The organism is Sphingomonas sp. QA11 (genome assembly GCF_028473665.1).
Classification (GTDB): domain Bacteria; phylum Pseudomonadota; class Alphaproteobacteria; order Sphingomonadales; family Sphingomonadaceae; genus Sphingomonas; species Sphingomonas phytovorans.
The window spans coordinates 2,614,890-2,634,443 of record NZ_CP098774.1 but is presented as its reverse complement, the minus strand read 5'-3'; the positions used below and the strand labels follow the sequence as shown (position 1 = coordinate 2,634,443).

General features: G+C 64.5%; 14 protein-coding genes and 1 tRNA gene. 6 read left to right on the top strand and 9 right to left on the bottom strand.

Annotated features, from left to right (window positions below; all coding sequences use genetic code 11):
• Window positions 1-84: 84 nt before the first annotated feature.
• Both rplL and rplJ read right to left on the bottom strand, forming a co-directional pair.
• Entirely contained in the window at window positions 85-465 is a 381-nt protein-coding gene (gene rplL / locus NDN01_RS12295) for a 50S ribosomal protein L7/L12 (RefSeq protein ID WP_272627791.1), read from the bottom strand.
• 80 nt (window positions 466-545) lie between these two features.
• Window positions 546-1,067 carry a 50S ribosomal protein L10 gene (gene rplJ, locus NDN01_RS12290; RefSeq protein ID WP_272627789.1) on the bottom strand — a complete coding sequence of 174 codons (522 nt, stop codon included), beginning with the start codon at window positions 1,065-1,067 and terminating at the stop codon, window positions 546-548.
• Between the two features lie 440 nt (window positions 1,068-1,507).
• On the opposite strand from rplJ, the gene NDN01_RS12285 reads away from it, so the two are divergent.
• Window positions 1,508-3,967, top strand: coding sequence for a PhoX family protein (locus NDN01_RS12285; RefSeq protein ID WP_272627787.1), 2,460 nt, complete (start codon window positions 1,508-1,510; stop codon window positions 3,965-3,967).
• Between the two features lie 228 nt (window positions 3,968-4,195).
• Here the strand turns inward: NDN01_RS12285 and rplA are convergent, their stop codons facing one another.
• The 4 genes from rplA to secE form a co-directional block, all read right to left on the bottom strand.
• On the bottom strand, window positions 4,196-4,894 hold the full coding sequence (gene rplA / locus NDN01_RS12280) for a 50S ribosomal protein L1 (protein ID WP_272627785.1): 699 nt from the start codon (window positions 4,892-4,894) through the stop codon (window positions 4,196-4,198).
• Window positions 4,895-4,898: 4 nt separating this feature from the next.
• The gene (gene rplK / locus NDN01_RS12275; RefSeq protein WP_272627783.1) at window positions 4,899-5,330 is read right to left on the bottom strand and encodes a 50S ribosomal protein L11; all 432 of its coding nucleotides are present in this window, start codon (window positions 5,328-5,330) and stop codon (window positions 4,899-4,901) included.
• Between the two features lie 172 nt (window positions 5,331-5,502).
• Entirely contained in the window at window positions 5,503-6,039 is a 537-nt protein-coding gene (gene nusG, locus NDN01_RS12270) for a transcription termination/antitermination protein NusG (protein ID WP_272627781.1), read from the bottom strand.
• Between the two features lie 13 nt (window positions 6,040-6,052).
• The gene (secE, locus tag NDN01_RS12265) at window positions 6,053-6,250 is read right to left on the bottom strand and encodes a preprotein translocase subunit SecE (protein WP_272628185.1); all 198 of its coding nucleotides are present in this window, start codon (window positions 6,248-6,250) and stop codon (window positions 6,053-6,055) included.
• A 311-nt stretch (window positions 6,251-6,561) separates the two neighbouring features.
• On the opposite strand from secE, the gene NDN01_RS12260 reads away from it, so the two are divergent.
• The gene (locus tag NDN01_RS12260) at window positions 6,562-8,172 is read left to right on the top strand and encodes a response regulator (protein WP_272627779.1); all 1,611 of its coding nucleotides are present in this window, start codon (window positions 6,562-6,564) and stop codon (window positions 8,170-8,172) included.
• Window positions 8,173-8,251: 79 nt separating this feature from the next.
• Window positions 8,252-9,835 (top strand): M28 family metallopeptidase, encoded by a 1,584-nt coding sequence (locus NDN01_RS12255; RefSeq protein WP_272627778.1) that lies wholly within the window; start codon window positions 8,252-8,254, stop codon window positions 9,833-9,835.
• Between the two features lie 500 nt (window positions 9,836-10,335).
• Here NDN01_RS12255 and NDN01_RS12250 read toward each other — a convergent pair.
• Window positions 10,336-10,412 (bottom strand) — tRNA-Trp (locus NDN01_RS12250).
• A gap of 45 nt (window positions 10,413-10,457) precedes the next feature.
• Window positions 10,458-12,815 carry a putative bifunctional diguanylate cyclase/phosphodiesterase gene (locus NDN01_RS12245; protein ID WP_272627776.1) on the bottom strand — a complete coding sequence of 786 codons (2,358 nt, stop codon included), beginning with the start codon at window positions 12,813-12,815 and terminating at the stop codon, window positions 10,458-10,460.
• Window positions 12,816-13,024: 209 nt separating this feature from the next.
• On the opposite strand from NDN01_RS12245, the gene NDN01_RS12240 reads away from it, so the two are divergent.
• The 3 genes from NDN01_RS12240 (at window position 13,025) to NDN01_RS12230 (ending at window position 16,776) form a co-directional block, all read left to right on the top strand.
• On the top strand, window positions 13,025-13,537 hold the full coding sequence (locus tag NDN01_RS12240; RefSeq protein WP_272627774.1) for a MarR family winged helix-turn-helix transcriptional regulator: 513 nt from the start codon (window positions 13,025-13,027) through the stop codon (window positions 13,535-13,537).
• 135 nt (window positions 13,538-13,672) lie between these two features.
• Window positions 13,673-14,755: a serine hydrolase domain-containing protein gene (locus tag NDN01_RS12235; RefSeq protein ID WP_272627772.1), complete on the top strand. Its 1,083-nt coding sequence runs from the start codon at window positions 13,673-13,675 to the stop codon at window positions 14,753-14,755.
• Window positions 14,752-16,776 carry a M13 family metallopeptidase gene (locus NDN01_RS12230; protein ID WP_272627770.1) on the top strand — a complete coding sequence of 675 codons (2,025 nt, stop codon included), beginning with the start codon at window positions 14,752-14,754 and terminating at the stop codon, window positions 16,774-16,776. Before NDN01_RS12235 ends, NDN01_RS12230 begins: the two co-directional genes overlap by 4 nt.
• 67 nt (window positions 16,777-16,843) lie before the next feature.
• Here the strand turns inward: NDN01_RS12230 and NDN01_RS12225 are convergent, their stop codons facing one another.
• Window positions 16,844-19,255: a M20/M25/M40 family metallo-hydrolase gene (locus NDN01_RS12225; protein WP_272627768.1), complete on the bottom strand. Its 2,412-nt coding sequence runs from the start codon at window positions 19,253-19,255 to the stop codon at window positions 16,844-16,846.
• Between the last annotated feature and the right edge of the window lie 299 nt (window positions 19,256-19,554).

The window sequence follows — 19,554 nt, the reverse complement described above, 5'->3', positions numbered from 1 at the left end:
AAGGGCGGCCTCCTTGCGGGAGCCGCCCTTTCTCTTGTCTCTGATTCCGGCTTTGTCCCGGAATGATTTACGCTTGCGCGAAAATCACTTGATCTCGACGGTCGCGCCAGCGGCTTCGAGCTGAGCCTTGATCTTGGCTGCCTCGTCCTTCGACACGCCTTCCTTGACGGCCTTGGGAGCCGATTCGACCAGCGTCTTGGCTTCGGTCAGGCCGAGCGAGGTGATCGCGCGGACTTCCTTGATGACGTTGATCTTCTTGCCACCGTCGCCGGTGAGGATCACGTCGAACTCGGTCTGCTCTTCAGCAGCCGGGGCGGCACCGGCGCCACCAGCGGCCGGGCCGGCAACGGCAACGGCAGCGGCGGCGGAAACGCCCCACTTCTCTTCGAGCAGCTTCGAGAGCTCGGCGGCCTCGAGGACGGTCAGTTCGCTCAGCTGGTCAACCAGCGCGTTCAGGTCTGCCATGTTCATTCTCCGTATCGGGGCAAAAGCCCCATTTGGTTCAGTTCAAAAAGTATCGGTGTCCGATTTCAGGGAGCCTGAAATCAGGCAGCTTCCTTGTCCTTGTCGGCATAGGCAGCGAACACGCGCGCGAGCTGCGCCGCGGGAGCCTGGGTGACGGTCGCGAGCTTGGTTGCAGGTGCAACCAGGAGGCCCACGATCTTGGCACGCAGTTCATCCAGCGAGGGCAGCGTTGCGAGCGCCTTCACGCCTTCGACGTCGAGGACAGTCGCGCCCATCGATCCGCCCACGATTTCGAACTTGTCGTTCGTCTTCGCGAAGTCGACCGCAACCTTGGCTGCGGCGACGGGATCGATCGAGGTGGCAAGGCCTACCGGCCCGGTGAGCAGATCGCCCAGCGAGAGATAGTCGGTGCCGTCGAGCGCGATCTTGGCAAGCTTGTTCTTCGAGACCTTGTAGGTCGCGCCGGCGTCCCGCATCTTGTTGCGCAGCACCGTCGACTGGGCGACGGTGAGACCGAGGTTGCGGGTGACGACCACCACGCCGACCTCGTTGAAGGTGCGGTTCAGTTCGGCGACGAGCTCGGTCTTTTGAGCACGATCCATGCCATTCTCCACGTGTCTGACCCGCTGGCCGAAGCCATCGGGCCGGTTGAACCGGAGACGCGGAAAACCCGCGTATCCGGGGTGTCCGTCGATTGGGGCATGGGAACTGACCGCGTGAGCGGCAGCAGACCGGCCGCGCTGATACGCGAGCGGAAAAATTCCATTCCCCGTCTAGGCGGGAGATTAAGGCCGGAGGATTCCGGCCACCCACTGTCTCGGACGGTAGCTTGCCCGACGCGAACGCCTGGCGAGCGAGCGCGGGTCCTTAGCGCCTTAGGCGCGAAAGTCAACAAATGCGTTGAGCCCGGGGTGGTGTATTGAAACAGACGTGAATCTGTCACGTAAGAGTCAAGGAATATCCATCAGGCCGTCAGCTGGACCGCACAAGAGGGCGCGGCAGCGAATCCGAACCGGATCGCGATATACCCGGGGGCATCCACATGACAGACTCGACCAGCGTCACGTTCGGCTATGACGACGGCGACATCGATACCAATCGCGCTGGCGGCGATTCGCTGAACGATATGGTCGCCCGCCGCTACTCGCGGCGCGATGCCCTTCGTGGCGGCGTGTCGGCGGCGGCGTTCGCCGTGTTCGGCGGGGCGGTGCTCTCGGCCTGCGGCGACGACGATGCGGCCAATGATCCAGCCCCCGTGGTGACGGCGGGGTCGTCGGGCACGGCCAGCTCGGGGCGTCTCGTCACGCTTACAGGGATCGCCGCCGATAACGGCACGATCGCGTCGCAGACATTCTCCCAGGTTTCCGGCCCGGCGGTGACGCTGACCAATGCCGCCAGCGGTTCGGCTACCTTCATCGCCCCCAGCGTCAGCGCGAGCACGCCGCTCGTCTTCCGCTACACGGCAGTCGATTCGAAGAATCAGAGCTCCTCCGTGGAAACCACCGTAACGGTGACCCCGGCCGTGCTTGGCTTCGCCGCCGTCGCCAAGAACAGGCTCGACAAGGTCACCGTTCCAGAGGGCTACAGCGTATCGGTTCTCTATCGCCTGGGTGACCCGATCGCGGTCGGGACGGGCGCGTACAAGAATGATGGTACCGACACCGATTACGCCAACCGCGCGGGCGACCATGGCGACGCGCTTTACTGGTTCGGGCTCGCCGCATCGGGCTCGACCCGAGAGGACGGCAGCAGCACGCGCGGCCTGCTCGTGATGAACCACGAGAACATCAACCAGCCCTATCTGCATGTCGCCGGCGCCACGACGGTGGCGGGCGCGCGTCCGGAAGGCGAGGCACTCAAGGAAATGGAGTGCCACGGTCTCAGCATCGTCGAGGTTTCGAAGAGCGGGAACGCCTGGAGCTATGCGCAGAACGGTGCGCTCAATCGCCGCATCACCCCGCTGACGCCGACCGTGTTCAACGGCCCGGTTCGCGGCACCGCGCACCTGCAGACCGTCTTCTCGCCGACCGGTGTCGCCGGCCGCGGCACGATCAACAATTGCGCCAACGGCTATACGCCCTGGGGCACCAATCTCACCTGCGAAGAGAATTGGGCCGGCTATTTCCGCCGTCCGACCGCCGCCGACAATCCCCGCCGCACGCCGAAGCAGGTCACCGCGCTTACTCGCTATGGGGTCACCAGCGGATCGGGCAATTATGGCTGGGCCACCGTTGTCCCGGCTGATTCGACGAGCACCATCTATCGCCGCTGGGACGCTCAGGCGACGGGAGCGAGCGCGCTGGCGGATTTCCGCAACGAGCACAACCAGTTCGGCTGGGTCGTAGAAATCGATCCGTACGACAAGACCGCCGCGCCGCGGAAGCGCACCGCGCTTGGCCGCATGAACCATGAAGGCTGCTGGCCCTCGAATTTCGTCGCGGGGCGCAAGCCGGCATTCTACATGGGTGACGACGCCCAGAACGAGTATCTGTACAAGTTCGTGTCGGCTACACCCTGGTCGGCGAACGACGCAGGCGCGGCCGACCGCCTCGCGATCGGCGACAAATATCTCGATAGCGGCACGCTCCATGTCGCCAAGTTCAACGCCGACGGCACCGGCCAGTGGATGCCGCTCGTCTACGGTACCGGTCCGTTGACCTCGGGCGCGGCACCCTATCCCTTTGCCGATCAGGCCGACGTGCTGACTCATGCCCGGCTTGCCGGCGACGCGCTGGGCGCGACGAAGATGGATCGCCCGGAATGGACCGCGGTCAATCCGGTCACGGGCGAGGTCTATCTGACTCTCACCAACAACTCGTCGCGTACTCCGGGCAACACCGATGCCGCCAATCCGCGCGCCTATATCGACCCGCCGAGCAGCTCTGTCTCAAACCGCAACGGCCATATCATCCGCCTGCGCGAGACCGGCGACACGTCCGAGGCGACCGGCTTCGCCTGGGACATCTATCTGTTCGGCGCCGGCTCCGATCTCAACGCAGCCAATATCAACCTGTCGGGTCTCGACGCGACCAACGACTTCTCCAGCCCGGACGGTCTGTGGTTCGGCCGCCCGTCCAACGCGTCGGGCCTGGTCAAGCCGGTGCTGTGGATCCAGACCGACGACAGCGCCTATACGGACGTCACCAACTGCATGATGCTGGCGGCGATGCCCGGTTCGGTAAACGACGGTGGGGTCAAGACGATCACCAACACCCCGACCGGCGGCACCGGCATCACGCAGGCGACGCGCGTGGGCGCGGCGCCCGGCACCATGCTGCGCCGTTTCCTGGTCGGTCCGCTCGAGGCCGAGATCACCGGCGTGGATTCGACTCCGGACGGCAAGACGCTGTTCGTCAACATCCAGCACCCGGGCGAGAACGGCAACACCGGCAACATCACCAGCAACTGGCCGGCTAACCAGACGACCTCGGCACCGGGCGTCCGTCCGCGCTCGGCGACCGTGGTTATCACCAAGGACGACGGCGGCGTAGTCGCGCTGTAAGCCGAAAAGGCCCGCCGCAATCAGGAGAGGGTCGGGGTCATTCCCGGCCCTCTTCGCATTCCAGGCCTGCAGCGGTTGCGCCGCGGCAGGGGGCTGGAGGCAGGCAGCACCTCGAAGCGCGGAAAATCGCTGGCTCGTTCGATTGCACCCACAGCAAAAGGGCCGGGGTTTCCCCCGGCCCTTCGCAGTATTTTCTCCCCTCCCGCAAGCGCGAGGAGGGAGGCTTGATCAGGCCGCGGTGACTTCCGCGGTGTCGACCTTGATGCCCGCGCCCATGGTCGAGCTGATGGCGACCTTGCGGACATACTTGCCCTTGGCGCCCGACGGCTTGGCCTTGACCACCGCATCGACCAGCGCATCGAAATTCGCGCGCAGGTCCTCGGCGGGGAAGCTCGCCTTGCCGATGCCGGAGTGGATGATGCCGGCCTTTTCGACGCGATACTCGATCTGGCCGCCCTTGGCCGCCTTGACGGCTTCGGCGACGTTCATCGTGACCGTGCCCAGCTTCGGGTTCGGCATCATGCCCTTCGGGCCCAGGATCTTGCCGAGGCGGCCGACGACACCCATCATGTCCGGGGTCGCGATGCAGCGGTCGAAATCGATCGTGCCGCCCTGGACGATCTCCATGAGATCTTCCGCGCCGACGACGTCGGCGCCTGCTTCGCGAGCCTCGTCAGCCTTCGCGCCCTTGGCGAACACGCCGACGCGGACGGTCTTGCCGGTGCCCTTGGGCAGGGTGACGACACCACGGACCATCTGGTCGGCATGGCGGGGATCGACGCCCAGGTTGAGCGCGACTTCGATCGTCTCGTCGAACTTGGAGGTCGCGTTGGCGCGGGCCAGCGCGATCGCTTCGTCAACGCCATGCAGCTTGTTGGTGTCGATCGCGGCGGCGAGGGTCTTCGCCTTCTTGGTCAGCTTTGCCATGTTCTCAGCCCTCCACCACTTCGAGGCCCATCGCGCGGGCGGAGCCTTCGATGATGCGGGTCGCCGCGTCGATATCGTTGGCGTTCAGGTCCTTCATCTTCGTCTCGGCGATCTGGCTCAGCACGGAGCGCTTGATCTTGCCGGCCGAAAGCTTGCCCGGCTCCTTCGAGCCTGACTTCAGGTTCGCTGCCTTCTTGATGAGATAGGACGCCGGCGGCGTCTTGGTCTCGAACGAGAAGCTGCGGTCCGCATAGACGGTGATGACCGTGGGAAGCGGCGTGCCGACTTCCTGGTCACCGGTCTGCGCGTTGAACGCCTTGCAGAATTCCATGATGTTCACGCCGCGCTGACCCAGGGCCGGGCCGATCGGCGGGCTGGGGTTGGCCTTGCCGGCCGGCACCTGCAGCTTGATATAGCCTGTAATCTTTTTTGCCATGTCTCACTCTCTTTCAAGTTTAGCGGTCCGAACGGCTTTTGAAGGCCTCCCGCACGGTACGCAGTTTACAAACGCCCAATCCGTCATGCCGGGGTTGTTCCGGCATCCACCGGGCCGCGGGCGCGGGCGGTGAAATGGACCCCGGAACAGGTCCGGGGCGACGAAACCAAAATTACTTCGCGCGTTCGACCTGCTCGAACTCGAGCTCGACCGGGGTGGCGCGACCGAAGATCGACACCGACACCTTGACCCGGCTGCGATCGAAATCGAGTTCCTCGACGATGCCGTTGAAGCTCGCGAACGGACCGTCCAGCACCTTCACCGAATCGCCAATCTCGTAATCGACCTTCATCTTCTGCTTCGGCGCGGCGGCTGCTTCCTCCTTCGAGTTGAGCATCCGCGCGGCTTCAGCTTCGCTGATCGGCTGGGGCTTGCCCATCGATCCGAGGAAGCCGGTTACCTTCGGCGTGTTTTTCACCAGGTGATACACGTCGTCGTTCATGTTCAGCTTGGCGAGCACATAGCCCGGCATGAACTTGCGCTCGACGGCCACCTTCTTGCCGCGACGGGCCTCGGTGACGGTTTCGGTCGGGACCTCGATCTGTTCGACAAGAGCGTCGAGACCCATGCGGGTCGCCTCCGCCATGATCGAGTCGCGCACCTTGCCCTCGAACCCGGAATAAGCGTGAATGATGTACCAGCGCGCCATGTCTCTACCCAAATCAGTTCGCGAGGCTCAGCAGCATCTTCACGATCGCCTCGAAGATCGTATCGATCCCGAAGAAGAAGATCGCCAGCAGCGTCGTCATGATCATCACCATCACCCCGGTCATGATCGTCTCGCGCCGCGTCGGCCAGACGACCTTCTTGGTTTCCGCCTGGACCTGCCGGATGAACTCTAACGGTGTCGTCTTCGCCACGCTGCTCAGCTCGCTTTTCAAAACGCACGAGATCGAGGCATGGAGCCGCTGCCCGGGTCCCAGGGAACCGGCGCCGTCCAATCCTCGATTTCGGATTGACCGCGCAGATAACCCCGACGCGCCCGGAAAGCAAGAGAGGAGGCCCAGCCACTCCCAGGCCGGTTCATTGGCGGCAGCAAATCCGGCCGATCTGGACTTGCGGTTACAAGATCGCAGCGAATCTGGAGCCAATCCAGCAATTTCCGGATGGTAACTCGCGCTGGCAGGGAGGATAATAGGGCATTTGGCGCAAGAAACGACGGGTGATCATCATGGGTGGTTTGCTTCGACCGTTTTTCGACGGAAGCTATGCACCGCACGGTTATTGCCTTTTATGGGAGCCGGCGCTGATCCGGACCCATGTGATCGCCGATGGACTGATCGCCGCCGCCTATTTCTCGATTCCGCTGGCGCTCCTGACCCTGATGCGCAAGCGGGAGGATATTCGCTACGGCTGGATGATCGTCCTCTTCGCGACCTTCATCCTTGCCTGCGGGGCCACCCATGTGATGTCGATCTGGACATTGTGGCATGGCAATTACGGCGTCGAGGCGGTGGTGAAGGTTATCACCGCGATCGCCTCCGTCGCGACGGCGATCATGTTGTGGCCGCTCATCCCCAAGGCAGTGGCGCTACCCTCCACCGCGTCACTTGCCGCGGCGAACACCGAACTGGCCGACGCGATCGCCTCGCGCGATGCGGCGATAAGCGAGATGCGTGCCCAGATGCAGCAGCGCGAGCACGCCGAGCGTGCGCTGCTGCAGGCACAGAAGCTCGAGGCGCTGGGCCAGCTTACCGGCGGCATCGCGCATGATTTCAACAATCTGCTCCAGGCGATCACCGGTAATCTGGAACTGATCGACATCCAGCCCGAGAACAGCTCGGGGATCGTGCGGTGGAGCCGCAACGCCCGTCAGGCAGTAGAGCGCGGCAAGAAGCTGACGGGACAATTGCTCGCTTTTTCGCGAGTCCAGAAGCTCGAGACCGCCTCGTTCGGCGTGGCCCGGATGCTTGAGGAGGCGCGGGACCTGTTCGGGAAATCGGTCGGGCCGCAGATCAAGGTCGACATGGAGATGCCCGACGAGGATCTGGGTGTCGTTGCCGACCGCGGGCAGCTCGAGCTCGCCTTGCTGAACCTGACGATCAACGCGCGGGATGCAATGCCCGACGGCGGTACCATCAGCATCAGGACGAGCGCGGTCTCGGGCACGGCGCACCCCGACCTGGTTCCGGGTGACTATGTGATGATCGCGGTCAGTGACGACGGTGTCGGGATGAGCCGCGAGGTCGCGGCACGTGCCTTCGAGCCCTTCTTCAGCGCCAGACTCAATGGGGGCGGTACCGGGCTCGGCCTGAGCATGGTGTTCGGTGTCGTCTCGCAGGCGGGTGGCGTGGTCGAGATCGACTCGGTCGAAGGCGCGGGGACCACGGTGCGCCTCTTCCTGCGCCGCGCCCTCGATGTCACCCCGGGACATGACGGGCCCGTGCCGGACGAGGCCGAGCCCGAGGCGGTGCTGACCGGGCTGAACATCCTCGTCATCGATGACGACCCGGACGTGCTGAACACCGTGGCCGCGACCCTTGAGGCGCGCGGCGCGGCCACCCTCACCGCGACGGACGGGCGGACGGGCCTGGTCGCGGCTGAAGAGGATGGCATCGACCTCATTGTGGTCGACTTCGCCATGCCCGGACAGGACGGGGCGGATGTCGCCGCGCGGCTGCGCAACGCCCATCCCGGGCGGCCGGTACTGATCATGACCGGCTTTTCGGAATCGGCGAAGCTGGATGCGGTCATCGAGCCGGGTGTCGGGCTGCTGCGCAAGCCTTTTTCGAGCGAGGAACTGGTCCGCGCGATCGGGGAGCTGTTGCCGGCGAAGGGCTAGGATTCGGGAGAGTGGCAGGCCGCGCGGGCACGAAAATTAGCGTTGGACGATACTCGATACATGAAGTTACATCTGCTCAATGATCCGCGCTCTGGCTTCGCTCGCCCTGCTGTCGCTTGCCGCGGCATCCTCGCCCGCGGTGCCGCGGGCCGACCAATGGTGGGCGGACATTGCCGCCATCGCCGATGATGCGAACGAGGGGCGCGAGACCGGATCGGCCGGCTATCTCCGCGCCGCCGATTATGTCGAAGGCCGGCTGCGGGCGATCGGCCTGACGCCGGCGGGCGATACGGGGTTCCGGCAGGATGTCGCCCTGGAGGAACAGCGGGTGGACTATCCTGCTTCGTCCGCCGAACTGATCGGCGTGAAGGGCGAGGTGATTCCACTCAAGCTCGGCGCGGACATGCTGATATCGTCGGGCGGTGGCCCGCGTCCGGCGATGGTCGACGCGCCGCTGGTCTTCATCGGCTATGGGCTGAACCTGCCCGACAACGGACATGACGACCTTGCCAGGCTCGACCTCAGGGGCAAGATCGCAGTCGCCATCGCTGGCGGGCCGGGGAATATCCCGGGACCGGTCAAGGCAAGCAACCGGTCGGACCGCGCCGCTTTCCTCGGCAAAGCCGGGGCGGTCGGGCTGATCACGCTGACGCCGCCAAAGCAGATCGAGATTCCCTGGGAACGACAGAAACTGCTCTCGCCGGCACCAGGCATGTATCTGGCAGACGGGCCGTTACGCGAGACGCCGAACGGTTTTTTCGCCGCGAGCTTCGATCCCGAGCAGAGCGAGCGCCTGTTCGCCGGTACCGGCCACAGCTTCGCCGAACTGGCAGCGGCGTCCGATCAGTCGACCAGGATCCCCACCTTCGCGCTGCCGCTTCGGTTGAAAGCATCGATCGTGACGCACCGGCGGCTGCTGACCTCGCCGAATATCGTCGCGAAGCTGGAAGGCTCGGACCCGGTACTCGCCAGGGAATATGTCGTCATATCGGCGCATCTGGACCATGTCGGCGTCGGCGCGCCGATCAATGGCGACCGCATCTACAACGGCGCAATGGACGATGCCTCGGGCGTGGCGACGGTACTCGACATCGCCGCGCGGCTGAAAGCCGGTCAGCGGCCGAAACGATCTTTCCTCTTCGCCATCGTGACGGCGGAGGAAAAAGGGCTGCTTGGATCGGGCTATTTCGCGCGGCGGCCGACGGTGCCCTCGGGTTCGATCGTCGCCGATCTCAATTTCGACATGCCGTTGCCGCTATGGAAGCTGGAGACGGTGCTGGTGCAGGGCGACCAGGAAAGTAGCCTTGGCGATCCGGCGAGGACGGTCGCGGCACGGCACGGCCTGTCGCTGATCCCGGATCCGCTGCCCAATCGCAACAGCTTCATCCGCACCGACCAATATGCGTTCGTGCGGGCCGGCATTCCGTCGCTTGCCTTCAAGTTCGGCTTTCCGCCCGGCAGCAAGGCGTTCGAGATCGAGCATGAATGGCGCGCCACGCGCTATCATTCGCCGAGCGACGATCTGAACCAGCCTGGCGTGCTGCGCGACGAGGCGATCAGGCTGGATGACTATGTGACGGCGCTGGCGGTTGAGATCGCCAATGATCCGGCGCGGCCAAGCTGGCTGCCGACCAGTGTCTTTGCGAGATTTGCGAAGAATTAGGGGAGGGGGCGGACCGCCGGGATTTCCCTGTTCCGGGCCGATTAACAGGGAAATTATCAGGGAATTTGTTTTTTTGCCTCTTTCCATGCGGTTCGTTTGCATAATCATCAATGTATATCAATCGCTTGATCGCTAATTCCCTGTTGTTCGATAACAGGGAATTTCTCGTCTGGAACAGGGAACGGCATCGTCGAGAAGATGTTCGTTCATGAGAAACAGCAGGGCCTCAACCGGAGCTTTGGTCCGACGCCATGCTGCTACGGTCCGGACGTAGGTTGAATCGATGTGCCAACCTCGTTCGTCTCGTTTGTCGTCAAGCTTTTCGAGATGGTGTGTCGAGGACACCCGCCATGCACCCGGATAGCGCGACATGCACTATCATGCGCTCGTTCTTCGAGGCTGAAAGCTTAGGGCGACCTACCGGGATCGCTTGCTATCCTCGTGGAGAATAGTCCCGGAAAGGGGGCGTCCGATGGGCCTAAATCGGCCAAAGCGGAAAGTGGCAGGGGAGCTCGGACTCGAACCGAGGGCCTTCGGTTTTGGAGACCGACGCTCTAACCAACTGAGCTACACCCCTGTGCGGTTGCGGGCTTTAGCGCGAGGTTTGGCAGGGAGCAAGCGCTCAGGCGGCCGCTGCCTCGCCCCAATCGCGATTGGCGACCGCTCTGGCCTCCTCGACCGGTAGCGGGCGGCCGAAATAATAGCCCTGGACCTTGGTGCAGCCGAGCTCCTGCACCATGTGATGCTCCTGCTCCGTCTCGACACCTTCGGCCGTGGTGGCCATGCCGAGGCTCTGCGCCAGCGCGACGACGGCGCGGATGATCGCGATTGCCTCCGGTACGTTCCGGGAAGCGCCCTGCACGAAGCTGCGGTCGATCTTGATCGAGGAGAAGCGGGTCCGGCTGAGATAGCCGAGCGAGGAATAGCCCGTCCCGAAATCGTCGAGGCTGAGCCGCACGCCGAGATCCATGATTCGTTCAAGCACCTTGGTCGCGCCGGTGCCCTCGCGCATGAAGACGCTCTCGGTCACTTCGAGCTCGAGCCGCTCCGGCGGCAGGCCGCTATTGGCGAGGGCTGAGGCGACAGTCGAAACGAAGGCCGGGTTGTGGAGTTGATCGGGCGAGACGTTGACGGCGACTCGCACTGGCGAATTCCAGCGTGCTGCTTCGGCGCAGGCCGTGCGCACCACCCATTCGCCGATCGGTGCGATCAGTCGGGCTTCCTCGGCGAGCGGGATGAACTTCACCGGCGAGATGTTGCCGAGTTCGGGATGAGTCCAGCGCAGCAGCGCCTCGAAGCCGGTGAGCATACCGGTCGCTGCGTCGACCACCGGCTGGTAATTCAGGTGCATCTCGTCGTTCTGGACCGCCTTGCGCAGCGCCATTTCGAGGATGCGGCGTTCCTCCGCCTCGACATGGAGCTGTGGCTCGTAGACGCGGACCACGCCGCCGCCCGCGTCCTTGGCGCGGTACAACGCGAGGTCGGCCGAACGGATCAGCATCTCGGCCGTGCGCCCGTCGCGCGGGCCGGTCGCCACGCCGACGCTGGCGCCGGTGTAGAGCGTATGCTGGTCGAGCTCATAGGGGCGTGACAGCGTGTCGATGATGGCCTGGGCCAGTTGCTCCATCCGCGCCGAGTCGCTCGCATCGCGGACGACGACGGCGAATTCGTCGCCACCGAGTCGGCCGATCACCTCATTGTCGGTCATCAGCTGGCTCAGCCGCTCGGAGACCCGGCCGAGCAGCCGGTCGCCGATCGGGTGGCCGAGCGTATCGTTGACCGCCTTGAAGCGATCGAGATCGATCATCATGAAGGCGCAGCGGCTGCCCCATTTCTCCGCCTGGCCCATCGCATGGACGAGCGCTTCGTTGATCAGCAGGCGGTTCGGCAGCCCGGTGAGCGTATCGAAACGCGCCATCCGGTTGATCTTGTCGGCCGAGGCGCGCTGTTCGGTCACATCGGAGCCGACGCCGCGAAAGCCGACAAAGGCGCCGCGCTCGTCAAGGCGCGGATTCGCCGCGATCTCCCACCAGCGTTCCTCGCCATTGACCACGACCGGGAGGAGCAGGTCGCGGAAGCTTTCACGGCCCTTCAGCTTCTCGGCCAGGGCGCGCAGACCAGAAGAGAAATTGCCGGATTCCCAGGCCGATCCGGCGAGCACCTGAAGAAAGGGCATGCCGTTGACGGAGAGCGGATCGAGCCCGACCGAATGGGCGAAGCGGGGGGAAGCGCGAACGATGCGGCGGCTGATGTCGGTTTCCCACAGCCAGTCGGCGCTGTGTTCGGCGAACTCGCGGAGCAGCAGGCTGACGGTTTCGTCGCGTTCGGCGAGCGCGATCTCGCCTGCGCGAATCACCACCAGCGCCTTGCCGCGCCCGAAGCAGACCAGCATCAGCAGTGCGGTGAAGACGATCGCGGTCGACGCGAGCAGCGGCCCGCCGACGAAATAGAGCATCACCGTGATCGAGGCTCCCAGGATGCCGAGGAAGCTGAGCGTCGCCATCGGCAGGGCGGCCATGGCGACGGCCGATGCGGTCATCAGCAGCGCGACGACGATCCACAGGCCGAACGCGATCGCCGGATCGGCCTTGATGCCATAGACCAGCGGGGGCACCGACCAGACCGCCGCAAGCGCGATCCCTTCCACGACGGTATCGCGGACGTCGCGCAGCGTCGCGGTTTCCGCCGTGCGCTGGCGAGCGGCGAGGCGACGAAACGTGATCGCCACGGCGACGGCCGCGACCACGGCGCCCCAACTCGCCAGCGACCAGAGCGGCGCGACTGGTTCAAGGACCAGGACGACCAGTGCCGCCGCGACGACATTGGCCGCGAGCAGGAACAGGGCGAGCTGGCTGCCGGCATTCACCTGGGCGGCGCGAATCGGCGCCCAGTCGGTCGTGTCGGCCGGATCATACAATCCAAGAAGCGCGCGTCCGTCGATGCGCGGATGGGCGAATTGGGAGGCAGGGCGCGTGCTCACGCCCCCGCAATAAACCAGTGCTGGTTATCGGATGGTTAGGCGAAGGAGCGATTCTGGCGCTTTATTTTCAGGCGACGGGACAAAGGCTGAAAGGGTCGAGTGAATCTTGCGGCATGGCGGAAGGAGCCATGGGTGCACTTCCGTGCCACTCCTTTCGGGTGCGAGGCGCCAGTCATGATGTTAGATCCGCTCCGTCATTGGGAGGAAGAATGGACCAGCCATCCGATTACAGCCGAGCGGCGGGTGGCGCCGCCCTCGCGGCAAGGCTGCGGCGCCTGTCCGAACGGATCGATCGCGACGGTACGCGCATTTACGCAAGGCAGAACATCCGGTTCGAGCAGCGCTGGTACGGTCTGCTCAACCAGCTCGTGCTGAACGGCCCGATGTCGATCGGTGCCATTGCCGAGGCACTGCGCATCACCCATGTCTCGGTCAGTCAGGCAAGCCGTTCCCTCGAAGCTGAAGGCATCGTTCGCTCGGATGTTTCGCCTTTCGATGCGCGTCGCCGCGAGCTCAGCCTGACTGCCAGGGGACACGATCTCGTCGTTCAGCTTGCCCCTGTGTGGCAGGCGCTGAATGCGGTGGGCGAGGAATTGAATGCCGAGGCGGGCGATGTGGTCGCTCTCCTCGACCGCCTGGACGACGCGCTCGGTCGCAGGTCGCTTTTCGAGCGAGTGGCCGAGAAGCTGGACATTGTCGCCGGCACGGAGAAGGGTGATTGACATAAGTGTAGGCAGCTACATAATTGAATGATGCGACGTCGCGATCTTCTCGCCAGTGCGGCAGTCCTTCCGTTTCCCCGGGTCGTCTTTGCGCATGGGGTCAGATCGCGGATCTCGATCCCGGACAACGACTTCATGACCTCGCTGCCCGGTTTGATGGAGGTTGCCGGCGTGCCCGGGATCTCCATCGGCCTCGTGGCGAGGGGGCAAGCGATCTGGCAAGCTCATGTCGGAGCAGCCGAGAAGGATGGTGCGGCGGTCGGCCCGACAACGATCTGGAAAGCCGCCTCGCTTAGCAAACAGGTCAGTTGTTACGCCGCGCTTCGTCTGGCCGACACTGTTGCGCTCGATCTGGACCGCCCGCTCGTTTTCTATCTCGGCGCAGACGCGTTGCCCGATGTGGCAGCTCGCCGCATCACCGCGCGGCACGTCCTGACTCATTCAAGCGGACTGCCCAACTGGCGACAGACCCGTGAGATTGTCCCGGCATTCGCGCCGGGAAGCCAGTTCCGTTATTCCGGCGAGGGTTATTTCCTGCTCGCGCGGTGTATCGAGAAAATTACTGGAGTCGGTTTCGAGGCCTATATGCAGGACGCGGTGTTCGAACCGCTCGGCATGAATTCATCGACCTTTCTCTGGCGTCCCGACCTCCCCGAACGGCTAGTGCCGGGGCATCATTGGGAAGGAACGCCATGGGACGACGCATCATGGCGCGACCGGCTCCACGCCCGGATCGCCGCGGGCGGCCTTCCGGCCGCGCAATGGACGCTCGATCGCGTTGCCGCCGCGATGGCGCCAGTTTCAGGCGCCGACAAGGGCGTGTCGCCGCTGCCGGGCGCCATCTACTATCCCAATCCGGCGATGAGCCTGATGACGACCATCGCCGATTATCTTCGGATCGCCGCTCGGTTCACAACGTCGTTCGGCGATGGGCTTGACCTGTCGCCGCGATTGCGCGCGCTCGCGGCGCGGCCTTTGGTGCGCGTCAATCGCGCCATCTCCTGGGGGCTCGGCTGGGGCAACGAAATGGCGGATGGCATGTCCTGTCTGTTCCAGAACGGCTCGCTTGCCGGCGCGTGCAGCAGCTTCTGCCTGCTCCACCCACCTTCCGAGACGGGAATGGCGGTGTTCACCAACCATATCAACGGCCCGCGGGTCATCGATCGAATCCTCCGCGCCGCGACCGGGCGCGAACATCCGGTCTTCCTGTGGGCATGACGAACCATCTCGCGCCGCGGGCGGCCGCGTCGGCTATCTTGTATCTGACCCTGTCAGCCGCGGCGCCGGTGATCCCGCCCTGGGGATTCGATCTTGCCGGCATGGATCGCGCAATGAAACCGGGCCATGACTTCGTCGCCTACAGCAGCGGCGCGTGGATGCAGGCCACGACAATCCCCCCGGATCGCAGCGCGTGGGGGCCGTTCATCGCGCTGCGCGCCAATGCCGAGGCCGAGGTCAAGGCGATCATCGACGATATCGTTACGCGGCGCTGGCAGCCCGGTTCGATCGAGCGGAAGATCGCCGACACCTATAATGCCTATCTCGACACCCGCGCGATCGAGGCGGCGGGGTTGGCGCCAGCCGCCGCCGATCTGGCGTCGATCGCGAAGGCCCGCACCTATGTCGATGTCGCGCGACTGATGGGGCGTCCTGAACTTGGCGTCGGCGGCCCGATGTCGTTCACCCCGTGGCCCGATGCCGAAGATCCCGATCGCTACGCGCTGAACATCGTCCAGTCCGGGCTGACCCTTCCCGACCGTGACTATTATCTGAAGGACGATGTCAAATCCGCGGAGATCCGTGGCAGGTACCGGACCTATATCGCTGCGATATTGAAGCTGGGCCGCTATCCCGGCCCGGAGCGAGCGGCTGACGCGGTGCTGACGCTTGAAACCCGGATGGCCGCGCTGCAATGGACGCGCGAGAAGCGTGGCGACCGGGACCTGACCTATCATCCGAAATCGCGCGCGCAGCTGAAGGCGTTCGCACCCGATTATCCGTGGGATGCCACGCTCCGGGCGCTGGAAATACCGTTGCAGGATTTCTTCGTGGTCAAGGAAGATACTGCGATCCGCGACCTGACCCGACTGTTCCGCGCGACCCCGGTGGCGACATGGCGCGCCTATATGACGTTCCGTTACCTGAACAATATGGCCGATATTCTGCCGGCGTCGTTCGATGACCTGTCATTCGATTTCAACGACCATATCCTGTCCGGCCAGCCGCAAAAGCGCGCGCGTTGGAAACGTGCCACCAGCGCTGTCAACGCCGCGCTTGGTGAGGCGATCGGCCGGCGCTATGTCGAGCGCCATTTCTCGCCTGAAGCGAAAACGCAGATTGCCGCGCTTGTCGAGAATCTGCGTGTCGCTTACCGGAAGCGGATTGAGCAACTCCACTGGATGTCCGACGAGACGAAACAGGCGGCGCTCGCCAAGCTTGCCGCGCTTCGCGTCAAGGTAGGCTACCCGGACTCTTGGCGCGACTATTCGACGCTTGAGGTTCGCCCCGGTGATCCGCTGGGAAATCGCACGCGTGCCTTGCGCTGGGACTGGCGGCGGCGGATCGCGCGGCTCGGGCAGCGGACCGATCGCAATGAATGGGGAATGACGCCCCAGACGGTGAACGCCTATTCGAACAGTTTCTTCAACGAGATCGTTTTTCCAGCCGCTATCCTGCAGCCACCCTATTTCGATCCGGCGGCCGATCCGGCAGTCAATTATGGAGGCATTGGCGGCGTCATCGGCCACGAAATGGGACATGCGTTCGACGACCAGGGCGCCAAGACGGATGCGCGCGGCGCGCAACGGAACTGGTGGGCTGCTGCCGATGTCGTCCGGTTCAGGGAACTGACGAACCGCCTTGCCGGGCAATATTCGCGCTACGAACCGCTGCCCGGTGTCCATCTCAACGGACAGACCACCCTGAGCGAGAATGTCGCCGATGTCGGTGGATTAAATGTCGCCTTCGAAGCCTATCACCTGTCGCTCCACGGTGAATCCCCACCTGTCCTTGACGGGTTTACGGGCGACCAGCGCTTCTTCCTGTCATGGGCGCAGACATATCGCGAAAAAATCCGCGAAGCGGCGCTCCGGGCGAATATCGCCTCCGACCCGCACAGCCCGGCCGCCTTCCGCGTCAATGGTGTCGTCCGCAATATCGACGGATGGTACGATGCGTTCGGCATCGTACCGGAAGACAGCCTCTATCTCTCGCCCGGCGAACGGGTCTCCATCTGGTGAACCGCCGGCTGGGATGAGACGCGCTCGCAGTGGGGAAGGGGCATGAGAGGCCAGTGCCGTGCAAGCCTCACCATTTCACCGCGGCGCGGGCGACGATCACGCTGTTGCCCGCGCGGCGATAGGGGATGACGTGTGGCGGCAAGGGCGCCGCCGTTCGGCCTTCCGGCCAGCTGTCCCGAACCTCGATCATTTCAACCTCAAGCTGGCCCGATGGGCCGGCCGTCGGCATGGTCAGGCGAACCGCCTCGGTGCCGCTGGCATGGAAGGTGAGTTGCGACCAGTCACCCGCCTTCAGCGTGTCGGGGAGCGGCCGGTCCATTAATGTGAGACCGGTCAGGTCTACCGATGGCTTGAGAAAGATGCGCATATAGCGGCCGCCATTGGCGTTGGTGGCGCTGAGGCTGATCCGGCGTTCCTTGCCGTCTCCGGCAACGGCCAGCGCCAGTCCTGGCCGGACAAGAGCGGCACGCTTTGCCCTGGCCACCCAATGGTCGCCCTTGAAGAGCGGCGCGAGAGACTGAAGCCTGGCGGTACCGCCATCCTGGGCGAGCGCTGCCTTGACCCAGCCGGTGGAATCGAGCTTGCCGCTGACCCAGCTGGCTCTGCCCTTGTCGGTATCGGCGAGATAGAAGGCCTCGACCATTTCAGGGCTGTCCGCCGTCGGTGTCCGCCCCTTGATCCCGGCTGCGATACAGATGGCGAGGCCGACGGCAACGCACAGCAGACCAAGTCGGGGCAGGTTCCGTGACGACCAGATCAGCGGCACGAGCGCGAGCAAGGCCAGCAGGATCAAGGGGGCGATGACGGCGGGCAAGGTCGCCCCGATCATCAAGAAGAAATCATAGCCGGATCGCGCCATCAGTCCGGCAAGCAACGCGGCGGGGATGGCCATGGCCACCAGCCCGGCCGGCCGGGCCGCCACTTTCGGCGCGAACAGCAGCAGCGCCAGGACCGGCGCCAGAAGCAGCAGCGGCCAGACTAGCGCATGCGCGCCATTGGGCAGCATGATCTGCAGCACCAGCGCGGACAGAGCGACAAGGGCGACCGCGCCCGTGAACCAGGCGGTCAGCGCCACGCGCCGGCCAAGGCTTGCCAGCGCGAGGAGCCCGGCCGCGACACCCAGCACCAGCGGGACGAGGCTGAAGCTGCCGAGCAGCGCCGCCAGTACGCCTGCGGCACCCAGCAAGACCGCTGCGGCCCGGCGCCGGCCATTGGCGGCCGCATGAATCAGCAACGCGCCGCTGCCGATGCCGAGCAGGATCGTGGCCGCCAGCAGCCAGTCGAACTGGCCGATCAGTGCGTAGGGGGACGCGACGTCACTCAGCAGGAGTGCCACCAGCCGAGGCGCCAGCATGAGCATCGTCGCGATGCCGAGCAGCAGCGTCAGCAGTCCGCCGGCACCCGCCACCGCATCGCGCCAGGTGACGGCGCCGCGCGCCATGCCGGCCCCCGCAGATGCAAACACCACGCCGACCGCGACGATCGCCAGCACCCAGCCCAGCCAGGAGGGATAGGCGACCAGATACTGGCCGAACAGATCGGCAAACACCGCATCTTCGCTCGCCTGATCGAGCTTTCCCGCCTGAGCGAAGGCATGGGCCACGGGCAGCACCTGGTTACCCATATGCTGAAGGCTGCCCGGATCGAGATTGTCCGGCGTCGAGAGCTGCGTGTGATAGGCCATCTGATGCCCGACAAAGGCGAAATTCATGCCGGCATGGCCTTGCTCCAGCGCGGCCGTGAGATCGGTATCGTTGGGCATGCGTTTGTAGATCGTCACCATCAGCGAATCCGCTGCCGGCGAGCCGACGCTGCGTCGATAGACCTCGACCAGGGCGCGATTGTTGGCGCTGGTCTGGAACATCATGGTCTTGCCGCGATCGCCCCGAGCCTCAAGATTGATGACGGGTCCGATACGGCTGCGTAGCGGATCGCTTTCGAAAAAGGCGGACGATCCGAGCAGACCGGCCTCCTCGCCATCAGTGAAGAGGAAGAGTACCGACCGCCGCAACGGCCCGGCGGCCTTGAGTGCGCGGGCTACCTCAAGCGCGACCGCGACGCCCGATGTATCGTCGCCGGCGCCTGGAGAAAGCGGCACGGTGTCATAATGCGCCATCAGCAGCACCGCCGGGAGCGCGGGATCGCTGCCTTTGAGTTCGCCGACGATATTGCGCATCAGCCCGCCGATCGCGACATCGTTGAAATAGCGCCGCGTCACGATCGCGGTCTGCGTGTGGATTTGCGGAGCAAGCCCGAGCCCCGTCATCCGCTCCATCAGATAGCGGCGCGTCTCCTCGATTTCGGCCGATCCGGCGGGATGCGTCCGCCGGGCGATCATCCGCACATCCTTCATCGCCCGCGCGGCCGAAAATTGCGTCGCCGGTGCTCCTTCCGGCACTGGTGTCGGCAGCCGGTTCGCCAGCACCGCCAGCCCGACACCCGACAAAAGGATTAGCAGCACCAGCAGCCAGCGCAGCATTTGATGGGCGAGGTCGGGGGAACCAGTAGGGGACGCATTGGCCTGCATGAAATTTTTGTCCCCACGATCGAAAAATGGGCTGTTCAGGATCGCCATAACACGCGTCGATGCCCCTCGCCATGGTCACATTCTGACGAATTGCCTTGAGCTCCCGCGATGAATGGTCGATCCGGCGTACAGTCGCGCCGGGGCTTCCCCAAAAGACGCACGCCCACACAGACGATAGGCGCGGTAGCGCGTCGTCGCGTCTCTGGAAGGTCCCCGGAAGCAGTCGCGAAGCGCTTCAGCGCCTCGCGAGC

Excerpts from the sequence above, each read along its gene's own strand:
- rplL (WP_272627791.1), bottom strand. The coding sequence starts at position 465 with ATGGCAGACCTGAACGCGCTGGTTGACCAGCTGAGCGAACTGACCGTC.
- rplJ (WP_272627789.1), bottom strand. The coding sequence starts at position 1,067 with ATGGATCGTGCTCAAAAGACCGAGCTCGTCGCCGAACTGAACCGCACC.
- NDN01_RS12285 (WP_272627787.1), top strand. The coding sequence starts at position 1,508 with ATGACAGACTCGACCAGCGTCACGTTCGGCTATGACGACGGCGACATC.
- rplA (WP_272627785.1), bottom strand. The coding sequence starts at position 4,894 with ATGGCAAAGCTGACCAAGAAGGCGAAGACCCTCGCCGCCGCGATCGAC.
- rplK (WP_272627783.1), bottom strand. The coding sequence starts at position 5,330 with ATGGCAAAAAAGATTACAGGCTATATCAAGCTGCAGGTGCCGGCCGGC.
- nusG (WP_272627781.1), bottom strand. The coding sequence starts at position 6,039 with ATGGCGCGCTGGTACATCATTCACGCTTATTCCGGGTTCGAGGGCAAG.
- NDN01_RS12260 (WP_272627779.1), top strand. The coding sequence starts at position 6,562 with ATGGGTGGTTTGCTTCGACCGTTTTTCGACGGAAGCTATGCACCGCAC.
- NDN01_RS12255 (WP_272627778.1), top strand. The coding sequence starts at position 8,252 with ATGATCCGCGCTCTGGCTTCGCTCGCCCTGCTGTCGCTTGCCGCGGCA.
- NDN01_RS12240 (WP_272627774.1), top strand. The coding sequence starts at position 13,025 with ATGGACCAGCCATCCGATTACAGCCGAGCGGCGGGTGGCGCCGCCCTC.
- NDN01_RS12235 (WP_272627772.1), top strand. The coding sequence starts at position 13,673 with ATGACCTCGCTGCCCGGTTTGATGGAGGTTGCCGGCGTGCCCGGGATC.
- NDN01_RS12230 (WP_272627770.1), top strand. The coding sequence starts at position 14,752 with ATGACGAACCATCTCGCGCCGCGGGCGGCCGCGTCGGCTATCTTGTAT.
- NDN01_RS12225 (WP_272627768.1), bottom strand. The coding sequence starts at position 19,255 with ATGCTGCGCTGGCTGCTGGTGCTGCTAATCCTTTTGTCGGGTGTCGGG.